Origin of the sequence: Curtobacterium sp. ISL-83, from assembly GCF_018613895.1 — a bacterium.
Taxonomy (GTDB): Bacteria; Actinomycetota; Actinomycetes; order Actinomycetales; family Microbacteriaceae; genus Curtobacterium.
Genome location: NZ_JAGGPH010000009.1, coordinates 74,712 through 89,844, shown reverse-complemented (window position 1 = coordinate 89,844; position 15,133 = coordinate 74,712). Strand labels below are relative to the sequence as shown.

Here is a 15,133-nt window from a genome sequence, read left to right as displayed (position 1 = left end):
CGATTGGACGGTCATGACCGTCACGTCACCCCTCACCCAGCCCGGAGGCACAGCGCCGGATTCCGCGCCCGTCACCGCGCGCTCGTCCACCGTCGCGACGGTCCTGGTCATCGCCATCCCCCTCGCGATCGCCTCGGTGCTCCTCGGCATGACCGTCACGGGCGCCTTCACCGCGAACCAGCAGCTGCTGTCCGCCGGTGACCTCGTCGAGTACGGCCTCCCCGTCACACGGGTGGTGCACGACACCATGGCGGCGCTGACCGTCGGACTGCTCATCGTCGCCGCGTTCGCCCTGCCGGCGCAGAAGAAGGACCACGGCGCGATGTCGAGCGTGCAGCACCGGGCCTCCCGGTGGGCCGCGATCACCGGCGGGGTCTGGTTCCTCGCCGCCGTGGTCGGCGTCGTGCTCACCGGCGCGAACACCCTCGGCGTCCCGCTCACCAGCCCGGTGTTCGCCCGGAACTTCCTGCTGTTCGCGTTCCAGATCGAGATCGGGCAGGCGCTCGTCGTGTCCGCCGCCGCGATCCTGATCGCCACCGTCGTCGCGGCCTTCGCCACGCGGGCCACCACGCTCGCCGTCGCCACCGTCGCCGCGCTGTTCGCCCTGCTCCCCCTCGCCCTGTCCGGACACGCCGCCGGGTCCCTCGAGCACGCCAACGCCGTGAACTCCCTCGCCGTGCACCTGATCGCGGTGTGCGTGTGGGCGGGTGGGCTCGTCGCCGTGCTGCTCCTCCGGACGAGCACGAAGGGCGCGACCGGACGGGTGGTGGCGCGGTACTCGACGCTCGCCGGGTGGTCGTTCGCGGCCGTCGCGTTCTCCGGGGTCGTCAACGCCTCGCTGCGGCTGACCGGCCCGCTCGACCTCGTCACGACGACGTACGGCTGGCTCATCACGGTCAAGGCCGTGATCCTGGTGCTGCTCGGCCTCGCGGGCGTCGTCCAGCGGCGCCGTCTCGTGCCGGCCCTGCTGCGGTCCCCGCTCGACCGTCGCTCGTTCACCCGGTTCGCTGTCGCCGAGGTCGTCTTCATGTCCGTGGCGATCGGCGTCTCGGTGGCCGTCTCCCGCTCGCAGCCGCCGATCCCCCAGACACCGGCGACCGGCGAGGACGCCCGCTCGGGCCTGATCGGCTTCCCGTTCCCGCCCCCGCAGACCATCCAGACGTACCTGACCCAGTGGCACATCGACTGGATGTGGGCAGCCCTCGCCCTGGTCGGCGCCGGCTGGTACCTGCTGTCCGTCCGGAAGCTCCGGAAGCGCGGCGACTCGTGGCCGGTCGGGCGGACGATCGCGTGGCTCCTGGGGTGCGCGCTCTTCATCTGGACCACGTCGGCCGGTCCCGCGGTCTACGGCATGATCCACTTCTCGTCGCACATGATCCAGCACATGCTGTTGATGATGTTCGTGCCGCTGCCACTCGTGCTCGGTGGCCCGGTGCTCCTGGCCCTCCGGACCCTGCCGGTGCGGAACGACGGCTCCCGCGGCGCCCGCGAGTGGCTGATGCTGTTCGTGCACTCGCGCTGGATGCAGTTCCTCGGCAAGCCCGCGGTCGCCGGCGTGATCTTCGCCGGGTCGCTCGTTGTGTTCTACTTCACGCCGGCGTACCAGTACGCGATGGAGTCGCACGAGTGGCACGTCGTGATGATCGTGCACTTCGTCTTCAGCGGCTACCTGTTCTTCTGGGTCTTCGTCGGCGTCGACCCGGGCCCCAAGCGTCCGCAGTACCCGATCCTCATCATCGCCCTGCTCGCGACCCTGGCCTTCCACGCGTTCTTCGGCGTCGCGGTCATGACCTCGGAGTCGGTGTTCGCCGTCGACTGGTTCCACGCGCTCGGGCAGACCAACAACGCCGCGCTGCTCGCCGACCAGCACACCGGTGGCGGCATCGCCTGGGGTGCGTCGGAGCTGCCGATGGTCTTCGTCGCGCTGCTCGTGGTGCGCAACTGGATGCGGACGGACAAGCGCGAGGCGAAGCGCCTCGACCGCAAGGCCGACCGCGACGGTGACGCCGACCTGAAGGCGTACAACGACCGGCTCGCCGCGATCAACGAGCGCGACTGACCGCAGCACTCCCGTGAGAGCGCCAGACGCGCGATCGCTTGGTCGTCAGTCGCCGTGCACGATGCAGACGGCGTCCAGGTCGATCGCCGCTTCGAGCGCCGCCGAGATCCCGGACTCCCCGTCGGGGCCGTTCGGCGTGACGGTGTCCACCCACCAGAGCGGCGTCGGGATCGTCGGGGCGTCCGGCAGGATCCGCTCCACCTCGTCGAAGGAGTCGACGCGGCGGACCGACAGCACGGTGATCACGGGGTGGTCGGCGTCGCGGCAGACCTGCACCATCGGGCCGTCGTCCAGCGCGCGCACCCCCCAGGCGTCGTCGTGCAGCAGCAGGGCCTCGGCGACCTCCCGTGGCTCCACGGGCTGCCGGCAGAGCAGGGTCACGTCACGCGGCACCGGGACCCCCGCCGACGCGGACGTCGCTGACATGTCCGTCGAGGGTGCCTTCGTCGTGCGCGGGGTCGAGCGGGGCGCCGCCGACGAGCTGCAGGAAACGGTCCTCGTCGATCCGGTCCAGGAACGCCTCGAGCGCCTCCCAGCCGTCCTCGAACCGGACGACCAGTCCGGTGCCGGGGGCGTCGGGCGCACCGCGCGTGGCACCCCCGAACGTCGAGGTGGTCGTCCGCGGGGGCGGCCAGACGCCGTCCCGGTCCAGGAACATCGAGGCCTCCGGTCCGACGAGCACGGCCAGCGGTGAGGGCTCACCGTGCGACACGGCACGGACCAAGTGGTCGGCGTCACCGCGACGCTGCATGACGACGCCGAAGACCGGCACGACCTCGTCGGCGACACGGTGCACCGCGTCGAGGAGCTTCGCCGCGAGCGCCGGATCGGCGCCCTCTTCGGGGATGGTCAGGACGGCGGACATCGTCTCGACGACGACCCCGTCGAGCAGGTGGGCGGTCATCGTCGCCGAGAACCCCTCACCCACCGCGTAGGAGGTGGAGACGCCGGGCGCCTCGTGCTTCGCGTACTGCGTGACGACCCAGCGGTCCCACGGCACGGTCAGGGGTTCCAAGGTGCCCCAGCGCGTCGGGCTGGTGCCGACCACGTCGCAGAGGGCCTCGATCGCGGCGCCGATGTCGGTCGTCCGCTCCTCGTGGTGGCGGAGCGTCAGGTCGATGCTGATCTGGCGGACCGAGTCGCCCGACACCGGGTGCTCCGGCGAGGGGGTGCCCACGAGCTCCGGTCCGCGGTGCACGAAGTCCTCGATGCCCGATGCCGCGACGCCCGTCCGACCGTCCCGCAGGGTGCCGTCGAAGTCGGCCACGGCCCATGCCGCGCCGTACACGCCCAACGCGTGCCGCAGGGCGGGGGTGAGCGCTGCCTCCCGGCCGGTGCGGAGCACGACGGTCCGACCGGCGGCGGACGCACGGCGCAGGAGCGACGCGAGCGCGTCGGTCAACCACACGACGGGTGAAGACGACTGGACCACGATGGCTCTGCCGACCACGTCGTCGATGAGGGGATGCCTGACCATCCGGTCCTCCTCGGGTAGGGGTCGCTCGATCCCCCTGGACGGTACACACGAGCACGACACCTGTCCGTCAGGCAGGTGGGCTCACAGGACAGACACGGGTCGTGCGGATGCACCGGACGGGAGGCGCGGATCGCGCCCGGTGGGCGACGCACGGGGCGCGTTCGGCTGGCGTCCAGCGGAGAATCCGCTAGGCTTGCGGCGTCCCGTCCGACGGGGTGCGCGAGTGTAGTTCAATGGTAGAACTCCAGCTTCCCAAGCTGGTAGCGCGGGTTCGATTCCCGTCACTCGCTCCGATTGTTCATCACCGCTCGTCGTGCCGGGCTCAGGCTCGTCGCATCGGGTTCAGCCCCGTCGTGTCTGGCTCAGCCCCGTCGTGTCTGGCTCAGCCCCGTCGTGTCTGGCTCAGCCCCACGGCGCAGGGGTGGGTGCGTCCGCAGGGGCGTTCAGCTGCGCCATGAGGCCGGCGAAGTCCTCGAGGTGCCAGGTGGCGACGATCCTCCCGTCGCGGACCTGGTGCACGTCCATGGTGCGCATCTCGATCCGCTTGCCGCTCGGCTCGTGGCCCATGAAGGCGCCCTGGTGCGTGCCGGAGACGGTGTTGCGGACGGCGACCTTGTCGCCCTGCACGATGACGTCCTGGTGCTCGACCTCGTAGTCGGGCATCGCGTGCCGGAAGAGTGCGATCTGACCGGCCATGCCGGCAGGTCCCTGCTGCTGCCCGGGGGCGAGGGGCAGGTCGATCCAGTCGGCCGCCAAGACCTCGTCGTAGGTGCTGGTGTCGCCGGTGCGGAAGGGCTCGTAGAACGCCCGGACGATGCCCTCGGTCGTGGTGCGGTGGGCGTCGTCGTGCTGGTTCGTGGTGCTCATGGGGACGGACCTTTCAGGTCGTGGCAGCGGAGTGGGACGGAGAGTCGGTCGTGGGCGGCGGGGCCGCGTGCGCTTGGTGCGGTGGGCTGCGCTGTGGTGCGGTGCGACGCCTAGCCGAGGGCGAGGATGCCGCCCGCGATGACGAGGACGAGTGCCGTCGCGCCGTGGACGCTGAGCGCGTGCCGGAGCGTTCCGCCGTTCGTGATGACGATGACGGCGTCGCCGATGGGCGTGATCGCCGCGGCGACCAGGGCCCACCCGAACACGTGCGGGCCGGCGACGAGGAGGACCACCAACGGCACGATGCCGGAGGTGATGTCACGGACCCCCTTGATGCTGGTGAAGGCCCTCCGACGATCGTCGGCGACACCGAACCCGGCGGTGGCGATCGTCGGAGCGATGAGGAACCTGGCACCGATGAAGAGGATGAAGAGGCAGCCGAGGATGGCGACCACGAGGGCGGCGATGACCATGGAGAACCCTTTCGAGGTTGTCTAGCGCTGTTCGGTAACAACGCTAGCACTCGGCGGCGATGTTGTCTAGCGCGGTTACCTAACGTCGTTTGCTACGCTCGGTCCATGTCGCCACGACCAGCGCCGGACCTCGACCACCGGCGGGAACAGATCACCCGAGCGGCTCGGACCGTTGCCGGGGCCGAGGGGTGGGACGCCGTCACGATGCGCCGGCTGGCATCCGAGCTCGGGGTGTCGCAGCCGGTCATCTACTCTGCCTTCGCTGGCGGCCGACAGGCGGTCGTCGACGCCGTCGCGGTCGCCGGGTTCGAGGCCATCGCTGACGCCCTCGAGGACGTGCCCGCGGAGCCCCTGGCCAGGATGCGGGCGTACCTCGACTTCGCCGCCAGCCAGCCGCACGTGTACGAGGCGATGTTCTCCATGCCCTCGGAGCTCGAGTTCGGCACCGGCACCGGGCCGGACGCCCTCCAGCGTGCGTTCGCCGGCATCCACGCCGCGTTCCCCGGCCCCGATGCGGTCGAGGCCGAGGTGGCGTGGGCGACACTCCACGGGCTGGCGACGCTGGAGATCGGCGGGCGCCTCCCGGCAGCACGATCACGCGCTCGGCTCGACGTCGCCCACCGAGCCCTCACCCGACGCTCGGACTGAGACTCCAGGGTCCTCGTCGACCCGCTGTGCTCGTCCGCCGGTCGACGGCCGACGTGGCAGGTGCGCGCGTGTCACGACGGGGACAGCACGAAGGCGACGGACCCCGTGGGCCCGTCGCCTTCGTCGGTACTGCTGGGTTCAGCGGCGGACGGCCGCCGGGATCGTGACCGTGCGGCAGCCGGTGGTCCAGTCAGCGCCACGGCCGATGTTGATCGCGGTGACGCAGACGGACTGCGTGCCGGTCTTCGTCGTGGGAACGGCGGTGTTGTACCCGTGGTTCCCGGTGATGTGCTTCGCGGCGTTCACGTCGGGCCGGTAGCCGTCCGCGTGGATCGTGCCCGCGGTGGTCCCGCCGACGGTGACCCGGACGTCGGTGGACACGGACGGCTGCTCCGGGTCGAAGGCCCATCCGCGGACCGTGACCGAGCCGGCGGTCGCGGACAGTCCGTTGTAGGAGCCGTCCGGGGACGCGTTGCCGACACTGACGGTGGAGCACCCCAGCGTCTTCACCTTCTTCTTGTCGAGCGTGTAGGCGACGACGCAGATCCGGTCCTTGCCGGGAGTGGCGTTCACCGTGCCCGTGAAGCCGTGCGCGTCACCGATGCCCGGGTACGCGATGGCAACGTCGGGGCGGCTCGCGGTGGCGCTGAGCGTGGCGACCGTCTTGCCGTTCACGGAGACCGTGACCTTCGTCGACGCGGTGGAGCTGGTGTCCGCCGCCCATCCGCGGACGGTGACGCCGCCGAGGACGGGCGCGGTCTGGTCGAGGCCACCGACGGGCGCACCGACGACCGGGCGGTTGGAGGCGTACCCGGCGAGCGCGGCTGCCGTGCCGTTGAAGACATCCTGGTCGCCCGGGAACGTGCCCGAGTCGGCCCACTGCCAGACGTTCCAGCTCTTCCAGCTCGCACCGAGCGTGCCCGGGCCGGAGAAGTTGGTGCTCGGCCAGTACGCCGGCATGTAGGGGTTCTTCCCGAACGCAGCGCTGTTCCCGGTGCAGGTCTTCCACCAGTCCACGCTCGTGTACACGGCGGGCACGCGGCCGGCCTGCTTGACCATCTCGGCCGTGAAGGACTGGATCCAGGACGTCATCGCGGCCGGGGACAGGCCGTAGCACGCGGCGCCGTACGGGTTCGACTCGATGTCGAGCAGCGGCGGCAGGGTCTGGCCGTCGGCGGTCCACCGGCCGCCGTGGGCGAGGAAGTAGTCGGCGGTGGCGGCACCGGAGGCGGTGTTCGGGGTGGCGAACACGTACGCCCCGTGCAGGATCCCGGCGGCGGCGGAGCTCGACCACTGGGACGCGAACTGCGAGCTCGTGTAGGTCGTCGCCTCGGTCGCCTTGATGTAGGCGAAGCGAGCGCCCTTGGTGGCGGCGGTCGACCAGTTGATGCTGCTGTTCGGCTGCCACGCGCTGACGTCGAACCCGCGGATGGAGGTGGACGAGGGGCCGGCGGTCGCCGTCATCGCGTGCACGCGGACGGATCCGTCCGCGGCGGCCGTGGTGGAGCCGCCGGCGGGTGCCGTGATGCTCGAGCCCATGACGTGGTCGTGGGCGGCGTTCTGCTGCGCCACGGTGGGCGCCGCGACCGAGCCGGTCGACGGCGCGGGCGAGAAGCCGGTGGTCGCGGCCACGGCCGGCGCGGTGAGCACCGTCGCGGCGGTCAGCGCGGCGGCCGCGATGACGGCCAGCCGAGCGGTGTGACGGGGGAGGTGCAAGGGGGTTCCTTCCGGAGGTGCGCAGCCGGTGCTCGTGCGGCAGCGACAGGACCTGACCGTAGTTCGGCATCGCTCCGGGCGGCACCCCGCGAACGGGAGGGTTGACCGCAGGCTCCGGACGCCCGTTCCACCCCTGCGGGGAGAACGACAGCCAGTACGCTCGCTCCATGTCCCCCACAGCCTCCCCCGTGGTCGTCATCGGCGGTGGGGTCGTCGGCGCCGCCACCGCGTGGGCCCTCGCCACGCGCGGCACCCGGGTCGTGCTCGTCGAGCAGCACGAGCGCGGACACGACCGCGGCTCGTCGCACGGGGCGACGCGGATCTTCCGGCAGGGCTACGCCGACCCGGAGTACGTCGCGCTGACCGCCAGGGCGCTCGCGCTCTGGGACGACCTCGAACGTGCCTCCGGCGAGCGCCTGCTCGAGCGGACCGGCGCGGTCGACCACGGCCGGCCGGAAGTCGTCGACGCGATCGCGCAGGCGCTCGCGGATGCCGGCATCCCGCACGAGTCGCTCACGCCGGCCGCAGCCGCCGAGCGCTGGCCCGGGCTGCGGTTCGAGGGGCACGTGCTCGCCCACGCGACCGCCGGTCGGATCCGGTCCGCACGGGCGATCGAGACCTTCCTGTCCCTCGCCGAGCGGAGCGGGAACGCCGAGCTCCGGTACGGCACCCGGGTCACGGCGATGGAGGACCACGGCGACGAGGTGACGGTGAGCCTGTCCACCGGTGAGCGCATCACCACCGCGTCGGTGGTGGCCGCGGTCGGTTCCTGGGCCCCCACGCTGGTCGGTGACCTGCTCGCGGCACGCGGGGCGGGCCTCCCGGCCATCCGCGTCACCCAGGAGCAGCCGGCCCACTTCCCCAGCCACCTGCCGGACGACGCCTGGCCGAGCTTCGTGCACTGGGCCGACGGTGACGACGTGTACGGACTCCTGACGCCCGGGGAGGGCGTCAAGGTCGGGTTCCACGGCACCGGTCCGGTCGTCGACCCGGACGCACGCGACTTTACCCCGGTGCCCGCGGAGGCCGCGCGGCTGCAGGCGTACGTCGAGCGGTTCGTCCCCGGAGTCGACGCCGGCCGCCCGGACTTCATCAGCTGCCTGTACGACACCACCCCGGACGAGGACTTCGTGATCGACCGCCGCGGACCGATCACCGTCGCCACCGGGTTCTCGGGGCACGGCTTCAAGTTCGCGCCGCTCCTCGGCGAGGTGATCGCGGACCTGGTGGGCGGCGGCGAGCCGCATCCCCGGTTCGCACTGCCGAACACCGTCACGGCGACCCCGGGTCCGGTCGGAGCCGCTCCGCTACGGTGATCCCGTGAAGATCGTCGTGGCTCCGGACTCGTTCAAGGGCACCGCGACGGCAGCCGCCGTCGCCACGGCCGTCGCCGAGGGATGGGCGCTCGAGCGCCCGGAGGACCACGTCCTGCTCGCGCCGATGGCCGACGGCGGTGAGGGCACGCTCGAGGCCTTCGCGACGGCGTTCCCCGAAGCGGAGCGCGTCCCGGTGACCGTCACCGGTCCCGCTGGCGCTCCGGTCGAGACGCACTGGCTGCGGCTGCCCGACGGGCGCGCGGTGGTCCAGCTCGCCGCCGCGAGCGGGCTCCCGTTGCTCGGGGGTGACCTCCGTCCGGACACGGCGTCGTCGCTCGGCTTCGGGCAGGCGATCAGCGCAGCGCTCGACAGCGGTGCGAGCGGGCTCGTGCTGGGCATCGGTGGGAGCGCCTCGACGGACGGCGGTGTCGGGATGTTCGCCGGGCTCGGCGCCCGCGTCCTCGGCGCCCCCGTCATCGGCGCCCGTGTCCTCGGCGCGGGCGTCCTCAGTGCGGAGACGAGCGAGCGTGAGTCGGATGGAGCCGGCGGCCCGGACGTACGCAGTGGCGCATCGTTGCTCGACGACGTGACCGGGCTGGACACCGCGGGGCTGCGTGCCCTGCCACCGCTCGGTGCCGTGGTGCTCACCGACGTGACCTCACCACTCCTCGGTCCCGCCGGCGCTGCCGCCGTCTTCGGCCCGCAGAAGGGGATCACCCCGGAACGGATCGAGACGTTCGACGACCGGCTCGCCCGGTGGGCCCGGTGCTTCCCCGACGTCGACCCCTCGACACCCGGGGCCGGGGCTGCTGGCGGGGTCGGGTTCGGCCTGCTGGCCTGGGGCGCGACGCTCGCGGGCGGAGCCGTGGCCGTGGCCGACGTGCTCGGGTTGCCGGCGATGCTCGACGGTGCCGACGTCGTGGTCACGGGCGAGGGACGGTTCGACGGGCAGAGCGCGGTCGGCAAGGTCCCCACCGTGGTGCGTGGCCTGGCGGGTCCGGCGCGGACGATGCTCGTCGCCGGGGCGATCGACGCTCCGCTCGACGGCTGGGACGCCGCGGCCTCGCTGACGGTCATCGCGACCCAGACGACGGGTGAACCCGACGATGCCCTGCGGGACCCGGTGCGGTTCGCGCGGATCGCCGGCCAGCGGCTCGCACGGCTGGCCTGAGCCAGAGGGGCACGGGGGGCGCCAGAGGCGACGGCTGTTCCCGGCGAGGGGTGCTCTGGTTGTACCTCCCTCCCCCCGGCCGGCAGGACGAGAATCGAGGGTGGGCCGCATCCGGCCCGCACCCCACGCACGACCCCCACGAGGAGACCTTTGCGCACCGTCAACGCGTACGCGGCACCGTCCGCCACCGAACCGCTCGTCAAGACCACGATCGAACGTCGTGACCTCGGTCCGAACGACGTCATGATCGACATCGCCTACGCCGGCATCTGCCACTCCGACATCCACACCGTCCGCGGCGAGTGGGGTCCCATCCAGTACCCGCAGGTCGTCGGCCACGAGATCGTCGGCCACGTCACCGAGGTCGGCGCGAACGTCACCAAGCACCAGGTCGGCGACCGTGTCGGCGTCGGCTGCATGGTGAACTCCTGCGGCGAGTGCGAGCAGTGCCTCGCCGGCCAGGAGCAGTACTGCCTGAAGGGCAACATCGGCACCTACGCCTCGGTCGACTCGGCCGACGGCACCATCACGCAGGGCGGCTACTCGCAGGCCGTCGTCGTGAACGAGGACTTCGTGCTCCGCGTGCCGGAGTCGCTCGACATCGAGAAGGTCGCGCCGCTGCTCTGCGCCGGCATCACCACCTACTCGCCGCTGCACCACTGGAAGGTCGGCCCCGGCTCGAAGGTCGCGGTCATCGGCATGGGTGGCCTCGGCCACATGGCCGTCAAGATCGCCGTCGCCCTGGGCGCCGAGGTGACCGTCCTGTCGCAGACCACGTCGAAGCAGGAGGACTCGCTCCGCTACGGCGCGAAGGCCCACTACGCGACGAAGGACCCGGCGACGTTCGAGCAGCTCGCGAACTCGTTCGAGCTGATCATCAACACCGTCTCGGCGAAGATCCCGATGGCGTCGTACCTCGGCCTGCTCAAGGTCGACGGCACGCTCGTCAACGTCGGCGCTCCGTCCGAGCCGCTCGAGGTCCCGGCGTTCGCGCTGATCCCGCGCCGGCTCAGCTGGGCCGGTTCCGCCATCGGCGGCATCGCGGAGACCCAGGAGATGCTCGACTTCTGCGCCGAGCACGGGATCCTGCCCGAGACCGAGCTGATCTCGGCCGAGCAGATCAACGAGGCGTACGAGCGTGTGCTGTCCTCGGACGTGCGCTACCGCTTCGTCATCGACGCGGCCACGCTCGCGTAACGCGGGAGTCCGCAGGACGGGAGGCGCGGTGCCAGCGGGCACTGCGCCTCCCGTCGTTTGGTCCTGCTGACCTTCCGGCCTGCTGGCTTCCCGGCCTGCCGGCCCGCGACCGACAGGCACCAGTCCGTCGAACGCGACGCGGTCGTCCGCTACCCGCGACGGCCACCCGCGGTGGCGGGATCGGCGAGATTCTTGGGTCATGAGCATCACGGCAACCACTCCCAGGGTGAGCCCGCTCGTCTCAGTGGCGGGTGCGGACACCGATACCGCCATCAACGACCTCGCCGGCATGTACGCCGGCCGCACCTGGTACTCCTCGCACATCGACGAGGACTACTGGTACCGCTACGTCGGCATCGGCGACGAGCAGATGAGCGTTCGACGCTCGCAGATGCACGGCTACCTGCGCGGGGACGTCGCCGTCGAGGGCGAGGTCGTCGTCCAGTGGATCGACTCCGGCAGCGCCTCGGTCGACATCGGACGCGACGAAGTGCGCATGCAGCACGGCGTCCCCACCCTCTTCCCGGTCGAGCAGCGCTTCGAGATGGAGTACCGCGACTGGGACCAGCGCCTGGTGCACCTCCGCCGCGACCTGGTGCTCGACGTCGCCGCTGAGCAGTTCCTGGTGGACGGCTCGCTCGCGTTCGACCGGCGCACCCCGCCGACCCGTGAGGCGACGGACCACTGGCGTCTGGCCGTGGCGACCGCGCTCCGGTCCTTCCGGTCCGAGGGCCCCGAGTCGCTCGCCTGGCACGAAGCGCAGCGTGACGTCGCACGGTCCCTGTTCGGGCTCTACCGCTTCCAGGCCGAGCCGCTCCCACAGGGCTACGGCGAACGACGCAACGTCCGGCTGCGCGCGGCGGTGGAGCACATCCACGAGCACGCGCACGAGCCGCTGACGGTGACCGAGATCGCCCGGGCCGCGGACCTGAGCGTGCGCGGGCTGCAGGAGTCGTTCCAGCGGTCGCTCGAGCGCACGCCGATGGAGTACCTCCGCGAGGTCCGTCTCCGCCGTGCGCACCTCGACCTGCAGCGGTCCTCGCCCGCCGAGGTCTCGGTGGCCTGCGTCGCCGCCCGCTGGGGCTTCGGGCACATGGGCCGGTTCTCCGGCGAGTACCTGCGCCGCTTCGGCGAGTACCCCAAGCAGACGTTGCGCCGCTGACGGCAGATGGACGGGAGGCACGGTGCGACTGGCACCGCGCCTCCCGTCCGTCACGGCGTCACGTCCGGCGTCAGACCGACGCGCCCGTCCACTCGTCCTCGGCCGCGACGTGGTCGCTCCCCGCCGTCCCCGCGGCCATCGCGGCGGCGACACGGTCGGCGTGCGACGGCGGGTTGCTCGGAACACCGGTCGGACGGCCCTCGTCGTTGATGCGGCGGAGCTGCGGCACGATGTCCTCGGCCAGGATGTCGATCTGCTCGAGCACCGTCTTCACCGGCAGACCCGCGTGGTCGATGAGGAACAGCTGGCGCTGGTAGTGCCCGACGTGGTCCTTCATCGCGGCGTACCGGTCGATCACCTGCTGCGGGGAGCCGACGGTCAGCGGGGTCTGCTCGGTGAAGTCCTCCATCGAGGGACCGTGACCGTAGACCGGAGCGTTGTCGAAGTAGGGACGGAACTCGTTCCACGCGTCCTGCGAGTTCTTCCGGGCGAAGAACTGTCCGCCGAGGCCGACGATCGCCTGGTCGGCGCGGCCGTGCCCGTAGTGCTCGAAGCGCTGACGGTACAGCCCGACCATCTGCTCGGTGTGCTGGATCGGCCAGAAGATGTTGTTGTGGAAGAAGCCGTCACCGTAGTAGGCGGCCTGCTCGGCGATCTCCGGCGTGCGGATCGAGCCGTGCCAGACGAACGGCGCGACGCCGTCGAGCGGACGCGGGGTCGACGTGAAGCCCTGCAGCGGGGTGCGGTACTTGCCCTGCCAGTTGACGACGTCGTTCTCCCAGAGCTGGCGGACCAGCGCGTAGTTCTCGATCGCGAGGTTCACGCCCTCGCGGATGTCCTTGCCGAACCACGGGTAGACGGGGCCGGTGTTGCCGCGGCCCATCATCAGGTCCATGCGGCCGTCCGAGATGACCTGGAGCATCGCGTACTCCTCGGCGATGCGCACCGGGTCGTTCGTCGTGATGAGCGTCGTGCTCGTCGAGAGCGTGATGTCCTTCGTGCGGGCCGCGAGGTACGCGAGCATCGTCGTCGGGCTCGAGGCCACGAACGGCGGGTTGTGGTGCTCGCCCGTCGCGAAGACGTCGAGGCCGGCCTGGTCCGCGTGCTCGGCGATGGTGAGGATGTCCTTCACCCGCTGGGTGTCGTCCGGCGTCGTGCCGGTCGTGGGGTCCGTCGTGACGTCGCTGACGGTGAAGATACCGAACTGCATGGTGCCCGCCTCCTGGCTTGCTGCGTTTGTATGCGTTTGCATCGAACTGCTGGGTACAACGTAGCGCAGGGCAGGGCATTCCCGCCACGGGATCGGGTCTTCGGGGGCAGCCGGACGGTTGTTGCGGAGGGGGCGAGCGGACGGCTCGTCAGTCCGTGTCGCGCTGGGTGTCGCGCTCGGCGTCCAGCTCGGCGTCACGCTCGAACGCGTCCTCGACCGCGCCCGCGCCGTCGGCCTCGGCCCGTCCGGTCCGGCTCGGCCCGTCGACCACCCACACGGTGGCCACCACGACGAGCACGCTCGCGCTCGACGCCATCCGGCCCGCGACGAGCATCGCCCCGTGGTCGTGGCCGCCCGCGGAGACGATCCCGACCACGAGCGCGACCACCGCGACGGCGAGCGCGATCGCACTGGCGACGACGAGCACGACGGTCACCACACGCCACGGCCCGACGAGTCCGTCGCGGTCCCCGCGCTCCCCTTGGTCGACCCGGGGCCCGACGGCTCGGACCACCCCGACCCAGAACAGGGCGATCGCGCACGCGCCGACGATGTCGCTGACCCGATGCCACCCGTACACGACGGTCTGGTTCGCCACGAAGACCGCGTAGGCCGCACCGAGCAACGCGATCGCGGGTCGGAAGCGCCGCGGCGTGACCATCAGGACGGCGAAGAGCGCGGCCAACGCGATGGTCGCGTGCCCGGACGGGAACGAGTTCGGCGTCGTCGACTGAGCGATCTCCGGGCGCACGGCGATACGCTTGACGAGCGTCGACGTCGCCGCCGACGCCAGCACCACCACGGCCGCACTGAGCCCCACCGCGAGCCGTCGCCTGGCGAAGGCCACGGCGACGATCACGACCACCAGCAACAGGATCACCGGCACCGAGATGACGTTGAGGGCGGTGTCCGACCCGAACAGGTCGGAATCGCGGACACCGCCGAGCGCGGCGTCCTCCACCCGCTGCCCCATCGGCGTCAGCACGGCGGCCGCGTAGACGAGAGGCACGATCACGAACCCCAGAGCAGCCAGCGCGATCCACGGCCCGCGACGAGACACACTCGGCCCCCGTGATCCGGGTGCCGTGCGCTCGGGTGTTCGGGTCACCGGGCTCGTCCTCCTCGGGGTCGTTCTGATCGGCCTCGTCGTGCGTTTCGTGCCGGCACTCCGATTGGGTCGGTCGCGGTCCGACACGATACCGTTGCAGAGCCGGTCGAAGGCTGGGAACAGCGGGGTGGTGCCGGCACAGACCACGTCGGCGACCGCGCCGGCATCCGTGCACGTCGCGTCCGTCGCGCCGGTCGCGTACCAGGAGGAAACCGAAGTGGCCATCAAGGAACCGAGCATCATCGCTTCACCGAACCGCGGGCTCGCGCTGACCGTGGGCGGGATCCTGGCCCTCTGGGGCATCCTCGGCTTCTTCTTCGCCGCCGACGCCGGGTACGGCTTCTTCGGCCCCAAGGGCGGGATGCTCTGGAACGCGTTCCAGGTGAACCCGCCGCTCGCGCTGCTCTGGACGCTGCTCGCGGCGGCACTGCTGATCGTCGCGCTCGGCACCACGATCGCCTCGCGGAACATGAACCGCCTCGTCGGGGTCGTCCTGATCGTGCTCGCGCTGTACGGGTTCGTGTTCATGAACACCTCGGCGAACATCCTGGCACTCAACACCACCGACAACGTGTTCCACGCGATCGTCGGTGTGCTGCTGCTCCTCACGGGCCTCGGTGCCGACAAGGAGAACATCCGCGCGCTGCGGGCCGAGGCCGCCCGGGCCTGACCCCGGACTCCTGACCCCGGATCACCCGCTCGAACCCCACGACGCCCCGTCTGCTCCGG

At 71.4% G+C, this 15,133-nt stretch carries 14 protein-coding genes and 1 tRNA gene; 8 read left to right on the top strand and 7 right to left on the bottom strand.

Annotation, left to right across the window (positions count from 1 at the left end; translation table 11 throughout):
• Positions 1-13 precede the first annotated feature (13 nt).
• Entirely contained in the window at positions 14-2,059 is a 2,046-nt protein-coding gene (locus tag J7E22_RS08560) for a cytochrome c oxidase assembly protein (RefSeq protein WP_214980913.1), read from the top strand.
• Positions 2,060-2,104: 45 nt separating this feature from the next.
• Here the strand turns inward: J7E22_RS08560 and J7E22_RS08555 are convergent, their stop codons facing one another.
• Together J7E22_RS08555 and J7E22_RS08550 are read right to left on the bottom strand one after the other, a co-directional pair.
• Entirely contained in the window at positions 2,105-2,485 is a 381-nt protein-coding gene (locus J7E22_RS08555) for a hypothetical protein (RefSeq protein ID WP_214980911.1), read from the bottom strand.
• Positions 2,442-3,536, bottom strand: a complete 1,095-nt coding sequence (locus J7E22_RS08550) for a DUF6177 family protein (RefSeq protein WP_214980909.1) — start codon at positions 3,534-3,536, stop codon at positions 2,442-2,444. Before J7E22_RS08550 ends, J7E22_RS08555 begins: the two co-directional genes overlap by 44 nt.
• 219 nt (positions 3,537-3,755) lie before the next feature.
• Between J7E22_RS08550 and J7E22_RS08545 the strand changes: the two genes are divergently transcribed.
• A tRNA-Gly gene (locus J7E22_RS08545) sits at positions 3,756-3,826 on the top strand.
• Positions 3,827-3,938: 112 nt separating this feature from the next.
• On the opposite strand, the gene J7E22_RS08540 is transcribed toward J7E22_RS08545, so the two are convergent.
• Entirely contained in the window at positions 3,939-4,403 is a 465-nt protein-coding gene (locus tag J7E22_RS08540; RefSeq protein ID WP_214980907.1) for an ester cyclase, read from the bottom strand.
• A gap of 110 nt (positions 4,404-4,513) precedes the next feature.
• On the bottom strand, positions 4,514-4,876 hold the full coding sequence (locus tag J7E22_RS08535; protein WP_214980905.1) for a DUF4267 domain-containing protein: 363 nt from the start codon (positions 4,874-4,876) through the stop codon (positions 4,514-4,516).
• 105 nt (positions 4,877-4,981) lie between these two features.
• On the opposite strand from J7E22_RS08535, the gene J7E22_RS08530 reads away from it, so the two are divergent.
• Positions 4,982-5,524, top strand: a complete 543-nt coding sequence (locus tag J7E22_RS08530) for a TetR/AcrR family transcriptional regulator (protein WP_214980903.1) — start codon at positions 4,982-4,984, stop codon at positions 5,522-5,524.
• Positions 5,525-5,662: 138 nt separating this feature from the next.
• Here the strand turns inward: J7E22_RS08530 and J7E22_RS08525 are convergent, their stop codons facing one another.
• Complete coding sequence (locus J7E22_RS08525) at positions 5,663-7,240, bottom strand: GH25 family lysozyme (RefSeq protein ID WP_214980901.1); 1,578 nt, start codon at positions 7,238-7,240, stop codon at positions 5,663-5,665.
• A gap of 167 nt (positions 7,241-7,407) precedes the next feature.
• Between J7E22_RS08525 and J7E22_RS08520 the strand changes: the two genes are divergently transcribed.
• The 4 genes from J7E22_RS08520 to J7E22_RS08505 all read left to right on the top strand — a co-directional run bounded on the left by J7E22_RS08520 (position 7,408) and on the right by J7E22_RS08505 (position 12,086).
• Positions 7,408-8,556 (top strand): FAD-dependent oxidoreductase, encoded by a 1,149-nt coding sequence (locus tag J7E22_RS08520; protein WP_214980899.1) that lies wholly within the window; start codon positions 7,408-7,410, stop codon positions 8,554-8,556.
• Between the two features lie 4 nt (positions 8,557-8,560).
• Entirely contained in the window at positions 8,561-9,727 is a 1,167-nt protein-coding gene (locus tag J7E22_RS08515; RefSeq protein WP_214980892.1) for a glycerate kinase, read from the top strand.
• A gap of 150 nt (positions 9,728-9,877) precedes the next feature.
• Positions 9,878-10,924 carry an NAD(P)-dependent alcohol dehydrogenase gene (locus J7E22_RS08510; RefSeq protein WP_214980890.1) on the top strand — a complete coding sequence of 349 codons (1,047 nt, stop codon included), beginning with the start codon at positions 9,878-9,880 and terminating at the stop codon, positions 10,922-10,924.
• A gap of 199 nt (positions 10,925-11,123) precedes the next feature.
• Complete coding sequence (locus J7E22_RS08505; protein ID WP_214980888.1) at positions 11,124-12,086, top strand: helix-turn-helix transcriptional regulator; 963 nt, start codon at positions 11,124-11,126, stop codon at positions 12,084-12,086.
• Positions 12,087-12,156: 70 nt separating this feature from the next.
• Here J7E22_RS08505 and J7E22_RS08500 read toward each other — a convergent pair whose 3' ends face one another.
• Together J7E22_RS08500 and J7E22_RS08495 are read right to left on the bottom strand one after the other, a co-directional pair.
• Positions 12,157-13,296, bottom strand: a complete 1,140-nt coding sequence (locus J7E22_RS08500) for a CE1758 family FMN-dependent luciferase-like monooxygenase (RefSeq protein WP_214980886.1) — start codon at positions 13,294-13,296, stop codon at positions 12,157-12,159.
• A gap of 148 nt (positions 13,297-13,444) precedes the next feature.
• Positions 13,445-14,305: a phosphatase PAP2 family protein gene (locus J7E22_RS08495; RefSeq protein ID WP_214980885.1), complete on the bottom strand. Its 861-nt coding sequence runs from the start codon at positions 14,303-14,305 to the stop codon at positions 13,445-13,447.
• Between the two features lie 316 nt (positions 14,306-14,621).
• Here J7E22_RS08495 and J7E22_RS08490 point away from each other — a divergent pair, with 316 nt between their 5' ends.
• Positions 14,622-15,074: a DUF4383 domain-containing protein gene (locus J7E22_RS08490; RefSeq protein WP_214980883.1), complete on the top strand. Its 453-nt coding sequence runs from the start codon at positions 14,622-14,624 to the stop codon at positions 15,072-15,074.
• The last annotated feature ends 59 nt before the right edge of the window (positions 15,075-15,133 follow it).